Here is a 22,086-nt window from a genome sequence, read left to right on the forward strand (position 1 = left end):
CTGCCCAGCTGCGGACAATCACTATATGGTTTCCTCTGTTCAATCTTCTCGGTATCCGCGGACCGTACTTCCAGCCCACTTCTCATCGAAGCAGGAGCCATGAACCAGGACCAGTGGACAGCGATCGACTCGTACACCAACGGCCTGCTGATATCGCACGATCCCGCCTTGGAGAAAGCCTCCAGAATGAGCGGGGAAGCAGGTCTCCCCGACGTCGAGGTCGCACCCAATCAGGGAATGCTGCTCCATCTGCTGGCACGGCTCGGCGACGCCCGTTCGATCCTTGAGATCGGTACCTTCGGCGGCTACAGCACCATCTGGCTGGCGCGGGCGCTGCCGGAGGGCGGAAAGCTGATCACGATCGAATCGGGAATTCTCTTCGCCAGGGCCGCGCGGGAGAACATCGAGCGCGCCGGGCTGGGCGACGTCGTCGACCAGCGGGTCGGAAGGGCGCTCGACATCCTGCCGGAGATCGAGGCCGAGGGCGCCGGTCCTTTCGATCTCTTCTTCATCGACGCCGACAAGGCAGGAATTCCCGAATACTTCGCCTGGGCGCTGAAGCTGTCCCGGCCGGGCAGCGTCATCGTCGTCGACAACGTGGTACTCGGGGGCGCCCTCGTCGACCCGGCGAGCACGGATCCGGCGGTCGCGGGGGCCCGGGGCTTTCACGAACTGCTCGCCGGGGAGCCGCGGGTCACCGCGACCACGGTGCAGACCGTCGGTGCCAAGGGGTACGACGGGTTCACACTCGCGGTCGTCAACGGCTGACCGCCCGGCCCACGGGCATCGCCGTGTGGGCCCTTCCCTCGGGAGGAAGGGCCCACACGGCCGGGACGGACCGGGAGGCGCGCGGTCAGCGGTTCAGGGGCGGGGTCCGGCCTCACTCCCGGGCAACGCCGCCACCGCGGCGGTGTCGAGGGGGCGTGCGCGACGGGTGGCCGCGTACGCGGGCGCCACCGAGAGCAGGCCGATGAACGCCATGCAGGCACCGATCCACAGGGCGGCGACCAGCCCCGCCCCGGCGCTGATGGCCACGCCGCCCGCCCAAGGCCCCAGGACCACACCGACGTTGATCGCCGAGGCATTGACCGTACTGACCAGTGGGCCGTCGTTGGCCACCCGCATCACCCGGGCGCCCATGGCGGGATTGAGCGGCAGCCCGATCAGACCGAGCACGACGAGAACGACGACGGTGGCCACGCGGTTCTGGGCGACCAGCGCGAACACCACCAGGCAGAGTGTCACCCCGATGAGGCCGTAGAAGATCAGCGGCATCATGTAGCGGTCGACGAACCGGCCGGTGATCGCGTTGCCGACGACCGTGCCGATACCGAAGACCGCGAAGAGCCACGGCACGGCACTGGGCGAGAAGCCGCCGACGTCGACGAAGATCGGCGAGAAGTAACTCGTGCCGGCCACGATGGAACCGATGACCATGGCGTTGGTGCAGTAGACCGCCCAGAGCCGGGGGTTGCGCAGGGCGGCGACCTCACCGCGTACGTCGATCCGTTCCGGCAGCGGGGTGACCGGCACCAGCCACGCCACCGCGACGGCGCTCAGCCCGGCCACCGCGCCCACTGCCCAGAAGCTCGCCCTCCAGCCGAAGTGCTGGTCGATCAGGGAGGCGGCGGGCAGACCGACCACCTGGGCGATCATGACGCCGCCGAGCAGGATCGACAGCGCGCGCCCGCGCAGCTCCGGCCCGACCAGCTGGGCGGAGACCGCGACGGCGATGCCGAAGAAGGCGGAGGCGGCGAGCGCGGTGACCACCCGCGCGATCACGAGCACCCAGAACTCCGGTGCCACCGCGCCCAACGCCTGGCCGAGCACGAACACGAGGAGCAGACAGATCAGGGCCTTCTTGCGCGGCACCCGCAGCAGCGCGACCGTCAGCAGGGGACCGCCGATCACCATGCCCAGTGCGAAGATGGAGATGAGGTATCCGACCGTGGACACTGACACGTCGAACTCGGCCGACAAGCTGGGCAGGAGCCCGGAGACCATGATTTCGGTCGTGTTGAGGCAGAAGACGCCGATCCCGAGTGTGAAGATGGCGATGGGCATGTGACTCCAATTCAGCGCAGCCGTCCGAGCGGCGGGGAGCCCGTGCTCCCCGGCCGCGTGGGTCCGGACGGTCTGTTTCTTGTCTCGCCGGCGTCAGGGCCGGCTGGGGTTGATCAGATCGGGAGCGCGCCATCCGTCGAGGTCGTACTCCGCCATGCACTCCTCGGCGAAGCCCTTGTACGCGTCGACGAGCCCGGAGCTCTGCTGGGCCAGCAGGAGTTCGATCCGGACGTTCTCGTGGTTGCCCGAGTAGTTGCGCTCGTACAGTTCGTGCCGGCCACCGAACTCGGTACCTATGGAGTCCCAGATGAGCTTCATCAGCTTGACGCGCTCGACGGCGTCGTAGCCGTTCGAGCCGCGCACGTACTTGTCGAGCAGGGGCCGCAGCTCGGGCTGTTGGAAGTCCCTGGCATGGGAGTTGACGTAGATCAGCGCGCTGCCGAGGTCCTGCTGGAGAATCTCGCGTATGCGCGGGTAGCCGATCGTCATGAACCACCGGTACGCCATGCCGTAGTCGAGGTTGGGCAGCAGCGCTCCGTCGTGCCAGGGGTCGGGGTTCTGCGCCATGGCGTCACCGAGGCCCCAGAACATGTTGCGCCAGGCGAGAACCTCGCCGATGCGGGTCTGGATGCCGCGGAAGTCCTTGGTCCCGGTGGCCTCGACCCCCTTGAGCAACAGGCCCGCGAGGAAGTCGAGTTTGACGCCGAGACGGGTGATGCCGTGGAAGGTGAGCCGGTGGGTGAAGCCGGAGGCGTTCAGGAAGGTGCCGGCCTTGGCGGTGTCGCCGTAGATGAAGACGTTCTCCCACGGAACCTTCACCCGGTCGAGGATGAAGATGGTGTCGTTCTCGTCCATCCGGCTCGACAACGGGTAGTCGAACGGGCTGCCCATGGAGTTGGCCATCGCCCCGTACGAGGGGCGGCAGATCAGCTTCACGCCGGGGGCGTCCATAGGAAGGGTGCACACCAGCGCGTACTCGCGTTTCTGCACCGGCAGCCCGTAGTGGGCGATGAAGTTGTAGTGGGTGATCGCCGAGCCCGTCGCGACGACCTTGGCCCCACTGACGATCAGGCCGTCGTCCCGCTCCTCCTCCACATGGACGAAGACATCGTTGCTGTCCGCGGGGCGGTGTCGGTCCACGGGCGGGTTGATGACCGCGTGGTTCCAGTACAGGACCTTCTCCTGCGCCTCGCGGTACCAGCGGCGGGCGTTCTCCGCGTACTCCCCGTAGTAGTCGGGGTTGACGCCCAGGCTGACCAGGAAGCTGGCCTTGTAGTCCGGGCTGCGGCCCAGCCATCCATAGCTCATGCGCGCCCACTCGGCGATCGCCCCGCGGTCCGCGACCAGGTCCTCGGCCGTGCGCGGGATGCGGAAGAACTTGTGGGTGTAGCCCTGGCTCCCGGTGTCCGTGGGCGCCGTCAGGATCTTCGCGCGCTCCGGGTCGTGCAGCGAGTCGTAGAGCCGGGCCGTCATGCGTGCGGTGTTGCGGAAGGCCGGGTGCTTGGTGACGTCGTCGACCCGCTCGCCGTACGCCCAGATCTCCCGGCCGTCGCGGAGGCTCTCCAGGTACTCGTCTCCCGTGAGCGGCCTGGTGACGGCCGGGGTGCCGGTGGCTGTGTCGTGGTTCTGCGCTGTCATGCGTGGCCTTCCCTGGTCAGCTGATGGAAAGCGGTGATCTGTTGGGGGGTGACCGGGTCGTCGAGCGAACCGGACCAGGGCGCGCCCATGTCCTGCGCGGCCAGTTCCGGGAACACGCCGCGGAAGAACGCGAGCGGCCGCCCGCCGTGCACCTCGAAGCCCGTCACCGCCCCGATGAGCAGCAGGTGGTCTCCGCCGTCGTAGTGGCGCCAGGGGCGGCACACCAGGTGCCCGAGGGTGTCGGCGAGGAGCGGGGTCCCGTCCGTGTCGGTCGTCCAGCGGACGGGACCGGACATCGGCCGGCCCGCGAAGTGCAGGGCGAGTTCCCGCTGCTGCTCGGTGAGGAAGTTGATGGCGTAGGGGCCCGAGGCCAGGTGTCCGGCGGCCCGGCTCCTCCTGTCGAGACCGACCAGGACGAGGGGCGGGTCCATGGAGACGGATGTGAAGGAGTTCACCGTGATGCCGTGGACTTCGGGTCCGCGCCGGCAGGTGACCACCGTGACACCGGTGAGGAAGTTCCCCAGGCACGCGCGCAGACGGCGCGTGTCGTCCGGTGTCCGGGGTGGTGCGGCGCTCTGCGTCGTGGTCATCGTGTCACTGCCCGTCCGCGGACGAGGGCGTCCGGATCAGTGGACGCCTTCGCGTATCTCCTCGATGTGGCGGGCCAGTTTCTCGACGTTGCCGCAGCGGAAGACGTCCTCGACGCCGACGTCGATGGCGAGCACATTCTTCAGGTGGGAGGCGAGCTGCACGAAGTGCAGGGAGTTGCCGCCGTTGCCGAGGAAGGCGTCGGTGGTCGAGCAGTCCTCGACACCGATGATGTCCTTCCAGATCTGCAGCACTGCGGCTTCGAGCGGGCTGTTCATGCGGGCACCTTTTTCGAGTCGCTGGTCCACGGTGTCCGGAGCCCTGAGCGCGCTCCGGTCGATCTTTCCGTTCACGTTGACGGGGAAGGCGTCCAGCCGGTGGAAGTCCGACGGGATCATGTAGTCCTGGAGCAGCTCCCCCAGGTGTGCGACGAGTTCGGAATGCGCGGGGCGCCGATCGTCGCGCGTGGTGAAGAACGCGACGAGGGTCTTCTGGGTGACCTCGTCACCGAATGCCTTGACTACGGCCTGGTCGATGGCGTCGTGGGCCTTGAGCGCGAGTTCCACCGCGGTCGGCTCGACCCGGTAGCCGCGGATCTTGACCATGTTGTCCGCGCGGCCGGCCAGCACGATATCGCCCTCCGGCGTGGTACGGGCCAGGTCCCCGGTCCGGTAGAGGAGGCCGTCGCCGGGCCGGGGGCCGGGGATGAACTTCCGTGCCGTCAGCTCCTCGTCACCCACGTATCCCCGGGCCACGCCGGCGCCGCCGATGTACAGCTCGCCCGTCTCGCCGGGGGCGCAGGGTTCGAGCCGCTCGTCGAGGACGGCCATGGTCATCAGCGGCATCGGGCGGCCGACGGGGACGGCTTTCGTCCGCGCGAGGGAGTCGGCGGCCGTCACCGGGTGGACGGCCACCAGGGAGGAGCCCTCGGTACAGCCGTAGCAGTTGTAGATCCGGGCGCCGGTCTCCCGGGTGGCCCTCGCGAGGTGGCGGGGCGAGGGGAAGTCGCCGCTGATCGTGATCACCCGTAGGCGGCGCAGGCTCTCGATCTCGTTGTCGACCAGCAGGTTGAACAGGCCGCACGGCAGGCTGAGGAAGGTCACTCGGTGTTCCTCGATGACGTCCCTCAGCTCCGGCAGGGTCGGCAGCCCCGGCGGCAGGACGACCAGCTTGGCGCCGTGCAGCAGGCTCTGCCAGATCTCGATGGTCGAGGCGGCGAACGAGAAGGCGGCCTGCTGCACGAAGCAGTCCTGCTCGTCGATGCGCAGTTCCTCACTGGGAACGGCGAGACGGGCCAGGCCGCGGTGCGGGATCCTGACCCCCTTGGGCCTGCCGGTGGATCCGGAGGTGAACATGATGAACGCCGTGCTCTCCGCGTCCACCACGGTCTCCGGGTCACTGTCGGCCAGGGGTTCGGCCTGCTCCATGACATCGGCGGCGCGCAGTTCGCGGATGTGGTCGCCGAAGACGGCCGTGTCCCACTCCCCCTGGTGGACGACCAGGCGCACCGAGGCGGTGTCGAGGACGTCATTGATCACGCGCTCGGGGTGGGCGGGGTTCAGGGGGACGACACAGCCTCCGGCCTTCAGGACGGCGAGCATCATCACGTAGAGCTCGACCGAACGGTTCAGGTGGAGGCCGACCGGAGTGCCCTGGCCCACTTCCCCCTGCCGCAGCGATCGGGCAGCCTTGTTGGCGAGGGAATTGAGCTCGGCGTACGAAATGCGTTCCCCCCTGTACACCAGGGCGGTGCGCGCACCGAACCTCGCCACCGTCTTCTCGAAGAGCCGGGGAAGAGTGAGGTCGGCCGGTAAATCGGGGGATGTGAGGCTGGACATGCCTCGTGTTCCTTTCCGCGCAGCCCTGGACGTTCCCGGGGAACTCAGGGGAGAAGGCAGTGAATTCGGCCGCCCGAAGGTTCGCTCCGGTATCCGGCACGACCAAAATGATTTCCTAACGGAAACTACTATCCGACGAGCGAGCCGCCGCTGTCAAGTCTTCATAGGACAGCCGCCCACCGCGCGTGAGCAGCTCGAACGCGAACTGCGACGCCTCCCGCCCCATGGCCAGGCCGATGTCCTCGAACCATTCCAGGCTGGCCTGCGCGGCCCGCTGCGCCGCCGCCACGGCGGGCCCGCGCCGCCGCTCGTACGCGACGAGCGCGGCCTCCGGCGAACCGCCGCCACCCCCGAGACAGCCGTGGTCCCGGAGCAGGCCCGCCAGCACCAGGGCGTCCTCCATGGCGAGCCTGGTGCCCGACCCGATGGAGAAGTGCGTCGTGTGGGCGGCGTCCCCGAGCAGCACCAGATTTCCCTGGTGCCAGCGGCGGTTACGGACCACCGTGAACCTCCGCCACCGGGACCGGTTACCGGTGAGCCGGTGCCCGTCCAGGGTGTCGGCGAAGATCTCCTCCAGCCGCTCGACGGCGAACCGGTCGCTCCCGTCGGGGGTCACGCCGGCGATCGGCGCGGCGAGCCCCGCGGCCCGCCAGGCATGCTCGTCGGCCTCGACGATGAAGGTGCTCAGCTCCGCACTGAAGGGATAGGCGTGACCGTGCAGGGCCCCGTGCCCGCTCTCGGCGACGAGGAAGGTCAGCGCGTCGAAGGGCTTGTCGACGGCGAGCCAGATATAGCGCGAGGAACGAGTGTCGAGCGAGGTCCCGAACGCATCCGAACGGCCTGACCGGATAGCCGAGTTGGCCCCGTCCGCCGCGACGACCAGGTCGTACTCCGCCAGCAGCCGCTCCACCGGAGGGCCCTGCTCACCGAAGCGGAGCGTGACGCCCGCCTCCGCGCAGCGCCGGTACAGCAGACGCAGCAGCTCCTTGCGGCCGATGGCCGCGAACCCGTGCCCGGCACTGCGCACCACCTCGCCCCGGTAGCGCACGGCGATGTCCGCCCAGCGCTCGGACCGCGCCGCCATCGCGTCATACAGGGCGGGATCGGTCTCCTTGATACCGAGGAGCGTCCCGTCCGAGAACACCACACCGAATCCGAAGGTGTCGCCCTCGGGGTTGCGCTCCCAGACCACCACCTCGCCCGCCGGGTCGAACTGCTTGGCCCATGACGCGAGGTAGAGGCCACCGGGCCCCCCTCCGACCACCGCGATCCGCACGATTCCTCCCTGGGTCGTTGTGAGCCGCCGATCCGGACCGGCCCGAGGGCGGCATGGCGCGCCCACCCCTCTCCGAGGTCCCGGACGCGTCGGGACCGAACGGGGCCGCATGGTCACCGGCGCGCTCCGACGCTAGCATGTAATTTCCATTCGGAAACCATACCCGCTTCGGATGACATGTCTGGAACACGACGCTCTTTCGAGGAGAATCCGCGCATGGCCCGCACCGACCTGTCCACCGGACCGGCCAGCTCCCCCACCGCCGCCGAAATCATCGGCCAATTGCTCGGCGCCCCCGAGACCCCCGCGTTCGCACTGCTGCGGCGCACCGATCCGGAAACCGGAGAACCCGGCCCGGTCGAATTGCTGCTCGGCCGGGTGACCGAGGCCGACCGGATATCCGGCATCCCCCTGCCCGGGAAGGGCGTCACCGGTCCCGGCACCCTGGCGCTCGTCCCCTTCCGGCAGATCCGCGAACGCGGCCTCGAATGCCACGACGACGCGACTCCCCTCCAGGTGCTGGAGGTCGAGCGGGTCCACCGGATCGACACGGACGAGCTGCTGGCCGCGCTGCCGGACGCACCGGTCACCCTGACCGGCGCGGGTTTCGACCTCGACGACGACGCGTACGCCGCCGTCGTGGACCGCATCGTGCGCGAGGAGATCGCCCGCGGCACCGGCGCCAACTTCGTGATCCGCCGGGACTTCACCGCCCGGCTGGACGACTACGGCCCGCAGGTGGCGCTCACCCTGTTCCGCAGACTGGTCACCGGGGAGTCCGGCGCCTACTGGACGTTCTGCGTGCACACCGGCGCCGGGAACGGGCCCGGCGCGGGACGCACCCTTGTGGGCGCGAGCCCAGAGGCTCATGTACGGGTCCGGGGCGACGAGGTGGTGCTGAACCCGATCAGCGGCACCTACCGCTATCCGGCGACCGGCCCGGACCCGGACGGGCTGCTCGCGTTCCTCGAGGACGCCAAGGAGACCGACGAGTTGTACATGGTCGTCGACGAGGAACTGAAGATGCTCTGCGCGGTCGCCGACCGGGACGTCCGGGTGCGTGGCCCCTTCCTCCGCGAGATGGCCCACCTGGCGCACACCGAGTTCGAGATCGGCGGGCGCGGGGTGCGGGACGTGCGGGAGGTGCTGTCGCGCACCATGTTCGCCGCGACCGTCACCGGCAGCCCGCTGGAGAGCGCCTGCCGGGTGATCCGTCACTACGAGCCGAGCGGCCGCGGCTACTACGCCGGGGCGCTCGCGCTCTTCGGGAACGACGCCGACGGCTCCCCCTGGCTGGACTCCCCCATCCTGATCCGCACGATGGACATCGCGCCCGACGGGGCGCTGCGGATGCCGGTGGGCGCGACGCTGGTGCGCGACTCCGATCCGTACTCCGAGGCCGCCGAGACCCGGGCCAAGCTCGCCGGCGTACTGGGCGCGCTGGGTGGCCAGGACCGGCGCGGGGCGGCGGACGTGCCGGCCGGGCCGCCGGTGCCGCTGTCGTCACCGCTCGTCCTCAAGTGCCTGGCCGCCCGGCGCGAGAACCTCGCCCCCTTCTGGCTGGAGCCCGGGGACGGGACGAGGCGGCCGGGCCCGGCGGAGGGCGTCCCGGGGGACGGCGTCCTGGTGATCGACGCCGAGGACGACTTCACCGCCATGCTGGCCCACCTGCTGCGCGCCTTCAAACTGCGGACCGCCGTGCACCGGTACGACGACCCCGGCCTGGAGCGCGCGCTCGCCGCGCACCGCGGCCCCGTGGTACTCGGCCCAGGGCCCGGAAACCCGGACGACACGGGTGACCGCCGCATCTCTCGGCTCCGCGGCCTGTCCCGACGACTGCTGGCCGACGCGCACGCCGGCGGGAACCCGGTCCTTGGCATCTGCCTCGGCTTCCAACTGCTCTCCTCCTGCCTGGGGTTGACCGTTTCGCGCGGCGAGCGGCCGCAACAGGGGACACAACGCACGATCGATGTGTTCGGCAGCCCGGCGACCGTCGGTTTCTACAACTCCTTCGCCGTGCGCGCCGGGGACGGCCCGGCCGAGGCCCTGTACCGGGCCGGGGTGGAGCTCTGCCGACGGCCGGGCACGGACGAGGTGATCGCGCTGCGCGGTCCCGGTGTCGCGGGGGTGCAGTTCCATCCGGAGTCCGTCCTCAGCCGCTCCGGGGCCGAACTGTTCCTGGGCCTGATGCGGGACGCGTCCCGTGAGGGGGCGGTGTAGGCGACCGCGGGGCACTGCGGCGGCCGCCCCGGACGGGGCGGCCGCCGCACCCGCCGACAAGCCGGTTATGCTTGCATCATTTCCATCCGGAAACCAAGTAGGGGTGCATCGGACATCACGGCGGCCCCGGCCCACCGTGTCCGCCTCAGAAGGAGCTCACCGATGACGGACACGGACGCTGTCCACGCACAGCTCAGCCCGCCCTCCGAGCTGGAGGACGCGCTCTCCCATCTGCAGTGCGTCCTGGTCGCCCGGCGCACCGCGACCAACCCCGAGGGCATCAACTGGCAGCAGTACGACGTCCTGGAGATGCTCCGCATCCGCGGTGCGATGAACCCCTCGCGGCTCAGCGAGTCCCTGGGGGTGTCGCGGCAGACCGCGTCCAAGGCGCTGCGCGTCCTGAAGGACCTGGAGCTGATCCAACAGGCGGCGCTCGGTGAGGACAAGCGGGAGCACACCACGTCGCTGACCCCGAAGGGGCACGCCTTCCTGGCCAGTGCCGCGCGCAGCCGGCAGGAGAACGTCCGGGCCGCCATGGAGGTGCTCTCGCCCGGCGAGCAGGCCATGTTCACCGAGATGTGCCAGAAGGTCGCCGACTCGATCGACACCCTGCTGCACTGAGGCCCCGTGCTCCCCCGTGGACCGGCACACGGCAGTGGCCGGGGCCGCCCAGGTGCAGTACGGGGCGAAAAGTGCCCACCCGCCGTTCGGCATGCCGTCCGCGTCCGGATGCGGACAGCGCCTCCCCGCGGCCCGCCGTCACGAGGGCGTGGCCGTCCTCTCGTCCTGCCGGACCGCGCGCTGCTGCCAGTGCGCGGCAACGGCCACGGCCTGCATCAGATTGAGCCGAGGGTCGCACAGCGTCCGGTACCGCGGGCCGCGCACCGGTGTGACTCCGGCACCCGCGCATTCGCCTATGTCCAGGGGCGACGCCTCCACGTGCAGTCCGGCGCATCTGCCACCGTGGTCGGAGACGATCGACAGGAACCAGCGGATCTCGTCCATGATGGCGTCGAGGTGACGGACTTTCAGACCGGTCCGGTCCTGGACGGTGTTGCCGTGCATCGGGTCGCACATCCACAGCACGGGATGGCCGGCCGACCGCACCGCGCGGACCAGGGCACCGAGCCCGTCGATCTCCGTCGCGCCGAAACGGGCGATGAGGGTGAGCCGGCCGGGGCTGCGTTCCGGATCGAGGAGCGCGCACAGGCGCAGCACCTCGGTGACGGTCGTGCGCGGGCCCACCTTGCACGCCACGGGGTTCTCCAGGCGTGCCAGCAGCCGTACGTGCGCGCCGTCGGCCTGCCGGGTGCGTTCGCCGATCCACGGCCAGTGCGTGGAGGCGAGGTAGCGTCCGCCGTCGCCGGTCGGCCGCACCAACGGTGCCTCGTAGTCGAGGAGCAGGGCCTCGTGACCGGTCCAGACCCGCTCCAGCGGTGCGGCGCCGGCGCCCCGGCCGATGGCGTCGAGCGAGCGGAGGACCTCGCGCGCGGCCCGGTAGCCGCCGATCATCCGGCCGGGGTCGGCCCGCCGTGCCCGGTCGGTCGGTTCCGGCCCGTTGACCATGGGGCCCCGGTAGACCGGCACGCTGCCGCCGACGACGCATTCGTACGCCTGCGACCTGGGCTTGGCGAACTGCCCCGCCATGCGGCCGGCCTTCACGACCGGACGGCCGGCGCCCACTCTCATGATGTCGCCGAGGACGTCCAGCATCTCGGCCTTGAGCGCGACATCGGCGACCGAGGACTCGGTGGGGTCCTCGGCGCAGTCGCCGGCCATCAACACGCACAGCTCGCCCTCGGACGCCCGCGCCAGCAGGCCGCCCAGTTGGCGCACGTCGTCCCACCGCACCAGCGGGTCGCGCCCGGCCAGGGTCGCCCGGATCGCCTTCACCCGTGCCGGGTCCGGCCAGTCGGGCTGTTGGGCCGCCGGCAGGCCCTGGATCGGAGCCAGATCGATGTCCCCCACGTCGGGGCCGGCCACTGACGTACCGTCGTTCACTGTCATCTCCCGGGGTGCCCCGGCTCTCGGGCCGGGGAGCGGCGGATTCTCGGATCGGGGCCGCGGTGCGGCCGGGCGGCCGCGCGGGTGCGGCCGGCTGTGCTTCGTGCGCGCTGTTCGGGGCTGCGGGACGCGGGGCGGGGTGTCGTCCGCGGGGCACGTCACGTCCCGGGCGTTCGCGGGGCGGCCCGGCGCCGGTGTCCGGGCGGGCCCGGAACCGCGACGGCGGGCCCCCGGCCCCGAGTACGCGGGAGGGGCCGGGGCCGCCCTCGGCGGAGGCGTGTGATCACACGGGGGAAAGGACCGCCGGACTCGGCTGCCGGCCGGCGGAAGCGGCCCCGGGGATCCGGGGCGCGGACGGTGCCGAATCCCGCCGGGAAGTCCGGCAGGCGGGCCCGGAGGGCGTATCGGCGGCCGTCGGACGGGTCAATCGAGCTCCCCCGTCTGCCGGAAGTACTCGATCATCCGGGTCACGGCCGCGACGTCGATGGCCGGGAACTCCATACCGAGGCGCCGCAGCGACCGTGCGGTCGTCTCGTTCACGTACGTGTTCTCGCCCAGTTCCAGCGCGCCTTCCTGGAACAGCGGGACGGCCGCGGCGAGCGCGTTCGTGGCGCCGGCCGCCGCCGACCGTTCCAGGGCGGCGAACCACTCGTCGCCCGGAACCGCCTCCAGGGGGTAGCCGGCCTTCCTGATCGCCTCGTGCACGACCTCGAAGTCCGCGCCCTCGGGGTGGAACAGGTGGTACGTGGGGTGGTCCTCCTGCCGGGAGAGCAGCACCAGCGCGCGGCTGACGAAGTCCACCGGCAGCAGGTCGGTGCGCAGTTGGTGGGCGGGCGGTGCCGAGCCCAGTTGCACGAAGCTCTTGATCTGGCGCCACAGGAAGTCGTCCGGCTGGCAGGCCCCGGTGGTGCTGTCCCCGGCGATCCGGCCCATCCGGTAGACGGTGACCGGGAGTCCGAGCCGTCGGGCCGCGTGAGCCTGCTGCTCGGCGACCCATTTGCTCTGGGTGTAGCCGATGCCGAGGTGTTCGGCGTCCCGCGGGACGCTGGTCTCGGAGATCACGCCCTGGTCCTCCGCGCGGGAGAACACCGCGATGGTGGAGGCGTAGTGCAGGGGTTTGGGCGCGCCGTCGGCGCAGAAGGCCAGCACCTCGGCCATGCCGTCGACGTTCGTCGCCCGCACCGACGCGTAGGGCGCCATGAAGTTGATGTGCGCGGCCGCGTGGTAGACCGCTTCGACCGTGCTGGACAGGTCCGCGTACGCCTGCGCGTCCAGGCCCATGTCCCGCCGGGCGAGGTCGCCGCAGACGGGCACCACCCGGGGGTCGTCGACCACGTGGGCGAGGCGGTAGCGGCGGGCCGTGTCCGCCAGCCGTCGCCGGGCCCGCTCGGAGTTCTCCGCCCTGACCAGGCAGTGCACCCGGGCCCGGGTGTGCGCCAGCAGGTCGCGCAGCAGGTAGGCGCCGAGGAAGCCGGTGGCGCCGGTCAGCAGGACGTCGCGGGCGCCCGCCGTGGTGCGGGGTCCGTACTCCCGGTCCGTGGCCCGTACCCCGTGGGTGGTCAGGCTGTCCGGCAGCCGTACGTCGGCGCGCAGGTCGGGGGCCGTGGCCGCGGGGCGGGCCCCGCCCGTCGGGGCGGTGAGGGCGTCGACGCGGGCCGCCATGCCCGCGACGGTGGGGTTGTCGAGCAGGGCGCGCAGCTCGATGTCCACGGCGAAGTCCGTCCTCAGCCGTGCCGCCAGCCGGACGGCCAGGATGGAGTGGCCGCCCAGGGCGAAGAAGTCGTCGTGCGCGCCGATCGTCCCGGTCCTGAGAAGTTCGCGCCAATGGCGCGCGATCTCGCGTTCGGTCGGGGTGCTGAGCGGTGTGGTGTCCGTCGCCTCGGCGGTGTCGGGCCGGAAGAGCGCCGGCAGGGCCTTGCGGTCGATCTTTCCGCTGGGGGCGGTGGGGATCCGGTCGAGGAGGACGTAGTGCGAGGGAACCATGTAGTCGGGGAGCAACGGGCGTAACAGGCGCCGCAGTTCACCACTGTCGATCCGTTCGCGCACGGCGAGGAAGGCGACGAGCCGCTTGTCGCCGTCGTCGAACCGGACAGCGGCGACGGCCGACGCGTCCACCGGGTCGAGACCGTTGAGGGCGGCTTCGACCTCGGACGGTTCGATGCGGTAGCCCCGGACCTTCAGCTGGGCGTCGGTCCGGCCCAGGTATTCGAAGTCCCCGTCGGTGTTGATCCGCACCAGGTCGCCCGTCCGGTACAGCAGCCCCTTGCGGCTCGGGACCACCGATGCGAGGGGATGTGCGAGAAAGCGCCGGGCGGTCTCCTCGGGAAGGTTGTTGTAGCCCGGTGAGATCAGGCCGCCGAGGTGCAGTTCGCCGGGGATGCCGGGGGGTACCGGGTGCCCGTTCGCGTCCAGGACCAGCATGCTGAAGCCGGGTACCGGCCGGCCGATGGCCGCCGACTCCCCCCAGTGCGCCGGGTCGCCGTCCAGCCGGTGCACGGACACCACATGGCTCTCGGAGGGGCCGTACATGTTCCACAGCCTCGCCCGGGGGTGGGCCGCGAAGAACTCCCTGATCTGCGGGGAGACCACGAGTTGTTCGCCGGTGGAGACGACTTCCTCCAGAGCCTCCAGCCGGGTTCCGGTGGCGATCGACACGGCGGCGAGCTGCTGGAGCGCGATGTAGGGGAAGTAGGCGCGGGCTATGCCTTCACGTGCCATGAACCCGCAGAGCCGGTGCAGGTCCTTCTGCAGCGCCTCCGGTATGAGGACGAGGGTGCCCCCGGCGCAGAGCGTGCCCAGTATCTCCTGGACGGACACGTCGAAGGAGAGGCTCATGTACTGGAGGGTGCGTGCCCCGGCCCCCACCGCGGTGATGGCCATCTGATGCTCGACGAGGTTGGAGATCGTAGCGTCGTCGAGGACGACCCCCTTGGGGGCGCCGGTGGACCCGGAGGTGTAGATGACGTAGATCTCGTCGTCGGGTTCCTTGACCGGGCCCGGATCGGTCGCGGGGAAGGTGGCGACGGCCTCGCGCTCCCGGTCCACGACCAACAGTTCGTGGGTGTCGGGGAGCCGGTCGCACAGCGCCGCTTCGGTGATGACCAGTTCGGCCTCGGAATCACGCAGCGCGTACGCGATGCGGTCCGGTGGGTAGGACGGGTCGATCGGTACGTAGGCGGCGCCGGACTTGAGCACCCCGAGCAGCGCGACGATCATGTCCGTCGACCGTCCGAGAAAGATGCCGACGCGGCTTCCGGCCGCGATGCCCCGGGACCTGAGGCAGTGCGCGAGCCGGTTGGCGCGCTCCTCCAGCTCCTGGTAGGTCAGCGACTCGCCGTCCTGGACAACCGCCTCGCCGTCGGGGGTCCGTTCCACCTGACGGCGGAAGAAGTCCATGACGGGGCGCGGTCCGCCTCCCTCCCGGCGGCGCGAGGACGTCTCCACCGTCGCCCGCTCCTGCTCGGGGGAGAGCAGCCGGATGTCCGCGAGCCTCGCCTCGGGGGTGCGGACGAACTGGTCGAGGATGTGGAGGAAGCGCTGTCCCATCGCCTCGGCCGTGGCGCGTTCGAAGAGGCTCGTGTCGTACTCGAAGGTTCCGCTGAGCCCTCCGGAGCCGTTGCGGTCCTCCTCGACGATCAGGGAGAGGTCGTACTTGGCACTGCGGCTTCCGTACAGTTCCGTCTCCACGTCGAGACCGAGCCGCGCGAAGAGTTCCGGGTCGCTCTGCGGCATGACGAACATCGTCTGGAAGACGGGCGGGTGGACGGTGCTGCGTCCCGGCTGCACGCGTTCGATGATCTTTCCCACGGGTGCGTGCTTGTACTGGAGGGAGTCGATGACCTCGTCCCTGACGGCCGCGTGGAGTTCGCCCAGCGTCATCCGGTCGTCGAGCACGTGGCGGAACACGATCATGTTGACGAGGTAGCCGATCACGCCCTGTGTCTCGGCGGTGTCGCGCAGCGAGGCCGGGCTGCCTATGAGGATGTCCCGCTGGCGGGCGTACTTGTACAGGAAGACCGCGTACGCCGAGAGCAGCAGCATGAAGAGGGTCACGCCCTCGTCCGCTGTGCGCTTGCGCAGCGCGTCGGCCAGGGACGCGGACACATGGAACCGTGCGACGTCGCCCTCCTGTGTCCGCGGTGTGGTGCGGGGCCTGTCCAGCGGGAGGTTCAGCAGGGAGAGCGGGGAGGCGAGCTTGCCCTCCCAGTACTCCAGCATCCGTTCGAGCGATTCCGGATCCAGCCGCTCCCGCTGCCGGCGGGAGAAGTCCTGGTACTGCACCGGAAGTGGCCCGTCGGTGAGCTCACGGCCGTCCCGCAGGTTCACGTAGTCGGTGAACCATTCGTCCAGGAGGATTCCGGCGGACGTCGCGTCGAAGACGATGTGGTGCACATTGCAGAGGACGCGCGTCCGCCCGGCCCCGTCGGTCACGCACATCACCCTGAGCAGCGGCCCGGACGCCAGGTCGAAGGGCGGGTCCATGACGTTCCGGAGGACGCGTTCGTACTCCTCCTCGTCCGCGGTCTCCCGGACCCCGAACTCGAACCGCGGCTCCTGCGCGATCTTCTGCACGAGCTCGCCGTCCACCATGAGGAACGTGGTACGCAGGGCCTCGTGCCGCGCCACGGTGTTCCACAGGCTCCGCTCCAGGAGGGACGGGTCGACGGTGAAGCCCGCCTCCAGGACGATCGGCGCGTTGTAGATCGACGGGTTCGGGGAGGACTGGTCGATGTACCAGAAGCCGGACTGCCCGAAGGAGGCCGGCGGCGGTCTCATCAGCGTTTCGCCGACCACCCTCGTCACGGCGGCGGTCGACGAGCCGTCGCTCCGTCCACGCAGTTCCTCGATCCATCGGGCGAGAGCGGCAACGGTCCGGTGCTCGACGATCGTCTCGGGTGCGATGGCGAACCCCAGGACGTTCCGGATGGCCGTCGCGAATTCGGCGAGGTGACCGGCGTGACCGTCGGGCGTCGTGAGGGGTGCCGTCGCGGAGTGGTTCCGAAGTCCGGTGACGCTCTCCCACGTCTGCACCAGGACCGATTCCAAAGGGCTCTGCATGCTCACCGCTTTCCGCACCATCGCGTGGCGCAGCAACACCAACTGGTTTCCATATGACAATCAGATTGGTTGGTGCGCCCTCGGGATGTCAAGAAAAACAAGCCACGCCCGCCCTGCGGAGACGGCACCCTCCGGCGGCTCCGTTCACACTGCGACAGGACGGGGCGAGGCGGGGCGGCTGGGCTACTCGACCGCTTCCCGGGACCGCCGAACCTCCTGCGCGAAGAGCAGCCACTCCTGGGAACACTGCTGGGCCACCTGTGCCACTACATCGCTGCAGTGCAGGGGAACCGATCCCGCCAGCCGCCGCCACATCTCTTCGTCGATGGCATGCGTGCTCAGCAACTGCAGCAGGGAACGCCCCAGTTCGGACTGGCGGAGCGCAGGGTCCTTGCGCAGGCTGACCAGTGCGGACAGCTTGTCGGGACTCCGGCCGGGCACACCCCGGTCCGCCCGCCGCGGATCCGCCACGGCGGGCCCGTCCGCACCTCTCCCGACCCGTACCTCGATCCTTCGCGTTCCCGTCTCCTGTGCCGGTGGCCTGTTCCGCAGCCGCTGCGGCACGGGGTCGCGCCCTTCGCGTATCCGGTCCCGCACGTCCTTGGCCGTGGAGAGGGCGATGCCGGCCTGCGCGGCGATGTCGCGCAGCGAGGCGTGGGGCCGCTCGGCGATGACCCGCACGGCTGCTTCGCGGCCGGCGGCCGCGTCGAGCGGACGCACCCGCCCGTCCGCCCCCGTCCGGGCGTTCGACTGACCACTCTGCCCGGTCGAACGGCGTCGCAGGGCGGCGACGGTGCCCGGCGCGATTCCGGTCACTCCCGCGATCCTGCGGTCCGACCAGCGGGAGTGGCTCTCGACGATGCGGGCCGCCGCGGCCGTACGGTCGTCCCCCGAAAGCGGCAGTCCGTGCCGGGAGTTCAGCTGCACGGCCAGGACGAAGATGTCCTGGGCGGCGCCCTCGACGAACCGGGCCGCTATTCTCCGCTGCCCCCTCAGCACCGCGGCGCGCAAACGGTGGACGCCGTCGACGACGCGCATCGTGGGCCGGTGCACCACGATCGGTGGCAGGGCCGCCCCCGACTCGGCCAGCGCTCGGGCGTGCCCGATGTCCTCACCGGCCACCCGGGGCGAATGACCGAGCACCAGGTCCTCCACGGACACCAGCTCGACGCGTAGGCCTTCGATCTCACCCGTCTGCACGGGGTGCGCCGGTCTACCGGCCAGCACATCGGACATGGGAGCAGTGCCTCTCTGCGTTCGGCGGACACGAGGGGACACGGTCCGGGGCGCCGCCGCCCCTGTCGTTCCCGGCGTCCGCGAGCCACCTGTGTGCCGACCGGCGGACAAAACGCAGCAACACGGCTGCTGACACGCATGGTCGACGATGGGCTCGCGGCCCACAAGGGCACCCGTCCGACTTTCAGCCATTCTCCGGCCCGCGCCGGGCGCGAGAACGCGCCACCCCCGGGCCCGCCCCATGGCGCCCTCCGCCGCGCGAGCGGGCTGGCCACGGGCACATGCCGGTGTTCCCCGTCCTCGTATCGCGCCGGGGCCTTCCTTCGGCCACCCGGGGACCGGGGTATCGCATCGCCCCGCGCCGCCGCGCCCGCCCCGCAGGTATGGACCCGTACCGTCCGGGTCGCCGACCCCGCCCGGACGCGCACCCTTCCACCTGCGCCGTTGACGTTCCCGCTCCCCGCCCTGCCCGGCGCGTGCGGTAATCGTCGGGCCGCGCGGCGGGGAGGGCACGGCCGACGGTGCACGGGGCCGGGCCCGCTGCCGGTGGCCGGTGTGGCGCAGAAGTGCTGTCCCACCCCGTTTCGGTCGGCGAATGACGGCCATGGTGCGGCTCCCACGGCCCTCCTGGATGAGAACAGCGCCCCCTTACGTTTACGGCCCCGACGCCCGGTCCGGCACAGCATCGAGCACATGGGGGGGGCACAGCTTGGACGGGCGGCGGAAGTCGATGCCACGCTGACCGAAGATGACCAGGCGTCAGATCTTGGAAGTTCGCATCGTGCTCAGCATTCGGCCCTCACTCCAGGAACGTCGGCTTCCTGCCTGCTCGTGCAGGTCGGAGGCGTTCCTTACGCTTCGGTGCGGCCGATGATCACGGCGCCCCGGATACGGTCCGGCGAGATCGTCGACATCGCGTCGAGTGAGAGGTCCGGTACGGGCAGCAGGTGGGCGTCGACCCAGGTGTCCCCCGCGGCGGTGTGGGTCCACGGGTCCTCGATCACCAGGGCGCCCGGTACGGCGCCGTGGCACAGCACCCAGTGCGGTACGTCGAACCCCTGCATATCGGCGAGCGAGACCAGGAGCAGCACGTGTTCCCGTCGGCAGAGCGCGCTCCGGATCGCGGTCATGGACAGGGGGTGCGAGTCGACCGGGACACCGATCCGTCCGGCTTCCGCCCGCGATGCCCGCTGGAGCACCGCGCGCCACTCCTGTTCGTCCTGCGGGTACTGGTCGAGCAGGACGGGCCGTTCCGTATCGAGGAGGACGGTGACCGGGGACGATGGCCAGGCCCGACGCACGGCGACGCCCAGTCCGACGGGTTCGCACGCGGGGAAGTTCGTCGCGTCGCGCCAGAGCGCCAACTCCGCCCGGCGGTCGAACGATTCCCGCGGCAGCTCCCCCGCATGCGCCTGCGCGACCAGGGCGGTGACGGCGCCGCAGGTGAAGTGTGTCGTCTGCCCGTAGTACGGGGGTTCGGTCACCTCGCCGTCGTGCAGCCAGCGCACATGGCCCGCACCGGGCCCGCTCGACTCCGCCGCCTGCGTGAGCGGAACGCTCAGCGGGACGAAGCCGAGGGCGGCGGCGACCTCGGGGCTCACCGTCCACCCTTCCCACTTGACCTGCGCGAGCCCCCGGTCGCGTGCGTGGGAGACCACGGCCTCGACGGCCGTCGGCACATCGCCGACGGCGTCGACGATCTTCAGGTAGGCCGTGTGCGGGCGGGACGTCACGAGCGCGGCGGCGGCCCAGTCGTCGCCGTCGCCGCCCGGGACGGCCACGATGTGCGGGGCGTGGGCGGAGCGGTCGGCCGCTCGCCAGCGTTCCAGCACGTCGTGGTGGACGAGCCGCTGCAGCGAGGCGTTCGGCGCGGCGGGATCGAACGGTACGACGGTGCTCTTCACGGACGTGTCCTGGCGAGGCGGCATTCCGGCATTCCTTGGTGGGTCGGGGTCGGGAGGGGCATGGAGCGGGACGTCAGGCGCGGGACCTCCGGAGCACCCAGATGAAGTACGGAGCCCCGACCAGGGAGACCATGAGGCCCGCCGGCATCTGGGCAGGCGCGATGAGGGTGCGCCCGAGGGTGTCGGCCACGCAGACCAGCACTCCGCCGAGCAGCATGGCGACCGGGATCACGCGTCCGTGGCGGGCGCCGACCAGTGACCGGGCGAGGTGCGGGGCGACGAGCCCCACGAAACCGACGACGCCGACGGCGATCACGCTGAGCGCCGCGAGCACCGCGGCGATCGCCAGGGCGGCGAAGCGGGTGCGTTCGGGACTGACGCCGACCACGCGCGGGGTGTCCTCGTCGACGGCGAGCAGGTCGAGCCGGCGGCGCATGCCGAGCAGTACGGGGAGCGCGAGCGCCAGCGCCACCGCGACCGGTACGACGTCGGGCAGTGCGCGCCCGTAGGTCGTGCCGGAGAGCCAGGTGAAGATCCGGGGTGTGTTCCACGGGTCGGCGCGCAGCAGGAGGAAGGTGGTGATGGAGCTGAGGCCGTACCCGCAGCCGATGCCGATCAGTACGAACCGGTCGGGCAGGAAGCCGCCGCGCCAGGACAGCAGGGCGATCAGCGCGAACGTGGCGAGCCCCGTCACCACCGCGGCGGCGATGAGCAACGGCCGTCCGCCCGACAGGCCCGACGTCGCGATGCTCGCTGCCCCGAGCCCGGCGCCCGCGGTGATGCCGAGTACGCCCGGCTCCGCCAACGGGTTGCGGACCGCGCCCTGCACGACGCATCCGGACAGTCCGAGCGCCGCGCCGGCGAGCACCGCGGCGACCACGCGCGGGACCCGGTCGTCGAGCGCCTGGCCGATCAGGTCCGGGGCGGCTCCCCGTACCCAGAGCGCGATGTCCCCCGTCCGCAGCCAGAGGCTGCCCGCGAGGGTCGCCACGAGGACCGCCGCGACCAGGAGCACCAGCGCGCCTAGCAGGACGAGGAGGAACGACCGGCGCGACCGGGTGGCGACCCGCGCGTGCGGCGGTTGCCGGAGCCCGCCCGTATCGCGGAGGCGGAGTGCGAGGACCACGATCACGACGGCGCCGAGCAGCGCGGTCGGCACGCCCGTGGGAATGGCGGCGGCCTCCCCGGCCCCCTGCACCGCGCGCAGCGACGCGTCCGCGAGCAGGATGAGCAACGCGCCGAGCAACCCGGACACCGGCACCATGAACAGGTGCCTGCGCAGCGCCCGGACCCGTCCCGCGAGCAGGCGGGCCAGGACGGGGGCGCCGAGTCCGACGAAGGCGATCGGGCCCGCGAGCGTCACCGACGTGCTGGTCAGGATCACCGCGCAGAGCACCGCGGTCACCCGGGTGGCGCGGATCGGGACGCCGAGGGAGGACGCGGCGTCGTCGCCGAGGCCCATCACGTCCAGCTTCCGGGACAGCGCCAGGGCGACGCACAGCACGACGGCCACGAGGGGGAAGGCGCGTACCGACGCGTCGATGTTCAGTTGCGCGAGCGAGCCGCTGCCCCAGGCGAACAGGCCGGTCGTGTTCTGTTGGAACAGGATGAGCAGCATCGCGGTCGCCGAGTCCAGGGCCATCGCCATCGCCGATCCGGCGAGGATGAGCCGCGTGCCCATGGTGCCGGCGGCCCGGCCCGCGAGGGCCAGCACGAGCGCCGCCGCGAGCAGGCCGCCGGCGAAGGCGACGGCGCCCGACGCCCACAGCGGGACGGTGAGGCCGAAGGCCGCGACGAGCGTGAGCGTGAAGTAGGCACCGGCCGTGACCGCGAGGGTGTCGGGGGAGGCGAGCGCGTTGCGGGTGACGGACTGCAACAGCGATCCGGCGGCGCCGAGGGCGAAGCCCACGGCCACGCCCGCGAGCAGGCGTGGCAGGCGCGAGCCGGTGAAGATCTCGCCGACCGGCGCCCCGGCGGTGTTCTCCCGGTCCCCGGCGAGATACCGCGCCAGGTCCCAGACGCCCACGCCCGACGTCCCTTGCGTCAGGTGCCACATGCCGACCACGGCGACCCCGACGAGGAGGACCGCCAGCACGGCCGCCCCGGCGGAGCCCCGGCCGTGATCGGTGCGCGGCACGGCCACCCCGGCCGAGCCGCAGCCGTAATCGGTACCCGGCACGGCCACCCCGGCGGAACCGCTCCCGTGATCGGTACGCGGCTCCGCCGGGTTCCGGCCGGGGGCAGCCGGTGTCCGCGGTGT

General features: G+C 71.1%; 13 protein-coding genes. 3 read left to right on the plus strand and 10 right to left on the minus strand.

What is annotated here, in order from left to right:
* The first annotated feature begins 99 nt into the window (after positions 1–99).
* Complete coding sequence (locus GA0115234_RS27175) at positions 100–768, plus strand: O-methyltransferase (RefSeq protein ID WP_093546917.1); 669 nt, start codon at positions 100–102, stop codon at positions 766–768.
* Between the two features lie 93 nt (positions 769–861).
* Here GA0115234_RS27175 and GA0115234_RS27180 read toward each other — a convergent pair whose 3' ends face one another.
* From GA0115234_RS27180 to GA0115234_RS27200, 5 genes are all read right to left on the minus strand, one after another.
* Positions 862–2,064: an MFS transporter gene (locus tag GA0115234_RS27180; RefSeq protein ID WP_093546920.1), complete on the minus strand. Its 1,203-nt coding sequence runs from the start codon at positions 2,062–2,064 to the stop codon at positions 862–864.
* A 93-nt stretch (positions 2,065–2,157) separates the two neighbouring features.
* Positions 2,158–3,702, minus strand: coding sequence for a 4-hydroxyphenylacetate 3-hydroxylase family protein (locus tag GA0115234_RS27185; RefSeq protein WP_093546922.1), 1,545 nt, complete (start codon positions 3,700–3,702; stop codon positions 2,158–2,160).
* On the minus strand, positions 3,699–4,292 hold the full coding sequence (locus GA0115234_RS27190) for a flavin reductase family protein (protein ID WP_093546925.1): 594 nt from the start codon (positions 4,290–4,292) through the stop codon (positions 3,699–3,701). The genes GA0115234_RS27185 and GA0115234_RS27190 overlap by 4 nt, the downstream gene beginning before the upstream one ends.
* Positions 4,293–4,328: 36 nt before the next feature.
* Positions 4,329–6,128 carry a non-ribosomal peptide synthetase gene (locus GA0115234_RS27195; RefSeq protein WP_093546927.1) on the minus strand — a complete coding sequence of 600 codons (1,800 nt, stop codon included), beginning with the start codon at positions 6,126–6,128 and terminating at the stop codon, positions 4,329–4,331.
* Between the two features lie 115 nt (positions 6,129–6,243).
* The gene (locus tag GA0115234_RS27200) at positions 6,244–7,404 is read right to left on the minus strand and encodes an FAD-dependent monooxygenase (protein ID WP_093546930.1); all 1,161 of its coding nucleotides are present in this window, start codon (positions 7,402–7,404) and stop codon (positions 6,244–6,246) included.
* Positions 7,405–7,620: 216 nt separating this feature from the next.
* Here GA0115234_RS27200 and GA0115234_RS27205 point away from each other — a divergent pair, with 216 nt between their 5' ends.
* Both GA0115234_RS27205 and GA0115234_RS27210 read left to right on the plus strand, forming a co-directional pair.
* Positions 7,621–9,624, plus strand: a complete 2,004-nt coding sequence (locus GA0115234_RS27205; protein ID WP_093546933.1) for an anthranilate synthase family protein — start codon at positions 7,621–7,623, stop codon at positions 9,622–9,624.
* Between the two features lie 162 nt (positions 9,625–9,786).
* Positions 9,787–10,245 (plus strand): MarR family winged helix-turn-helix transcriptional regulator, encoded by a 459-nt coding sequence (locus GA0115234_RS27210; RefSeq protein WP_093546936.1) that lies wholly within the window; start codon positions 9,787–9,789, stop codon positions 10,243–10,245.
* Between the two features lie 138 nt (positions 10,246–10,383).
* Here the strand turns inward: GA0115234_RS27210 and GA0115234_RS27215 are convergent, their stop codons facing one another.
* The 5 genes from GA0115234_RS27215 to GA0115234_RS27235 all read right to left on the minus strand — a co-directional run bounded on the left by GA0115234_RS27215 (position 10,384) and on the right by GA0115234_RS27235 (position 21,969).
* Positions 10,384–11,607 carry a 3-deoxy-7-phosphoheptulonate synthase gene (locus tag GA0115234_RS27215; protein WP_256088827.1) on the minus strand — a complete coding sequence of 408 codons (1,224 nt, stop codon included), beginning with the start codon at positions 11,605–11,607 and terminating at the stop codon, positions 10,384–10,386.
* A 444-nt stretch (positions 11,608–12,051) separates the two neighbouring features.
* The gene (locus GA0115234_RS27220) at positions 12,052–16,686 is read right to left on the minus strand and encodes a non-ribosomal peptide synthetase (protein ID WP_237541794.1); all 4,635 of its coding nucleotides are present in this window, start codon (positions 16,684–16,686) and stop codon (positions 12,052–12,054) included.
* Positions 16,687–16,869: 183 nt separating this feature from the next.
* The gene (locus tag GA0115234_RS27225; RefSeq protein ID WP_093546945.1) at positions 16,870–17,922 is read right to left on the minus strand and encodes a ParB N-terminal domain-containing protein; all 1,053 of its coding nucleotides are present in this window, start codon (positions 17,920–17,922) and stop codon (positions 16,870–16,872) included.
* Positions 17,923–18,773: 851 nt separating this feature from the next.
* Complete coding sequence (locus tag GA0115234_RS27230) at positions 18,774–19,850, minus strand: peptidase C39 family protein (protein ID WP_093546948.1); 1,077 nt, start codon at positions 19,848–19,850, stop codon at positions 18,774–18,776.
* 49 nt (positions 19,851–19,899) lie between these two features.
* Positions 19,900–21,969 (minus strand): iron ABC transporter permease, encoded by a 2,070-nt coding sequence (locus tag GA0115234_RS27235; protein ID WP_093547041.1) that lies wholly within the window; start codon positions 21,967–21,969, stop codon positions 19,900–19,902.
* Positions 21,970–22,086 lie beyond the last annotated feature (117 nt).

The organism is Streptomyces sp. DvalAA-43, assembly GCF_900091725.1.
Classification (GTDB): Bacteria; Actinomycetota; Actinomycetes; order Streptomycetales; family Streptomycetaceae; genus Streptomyces; species Streptomyces pulveraceus.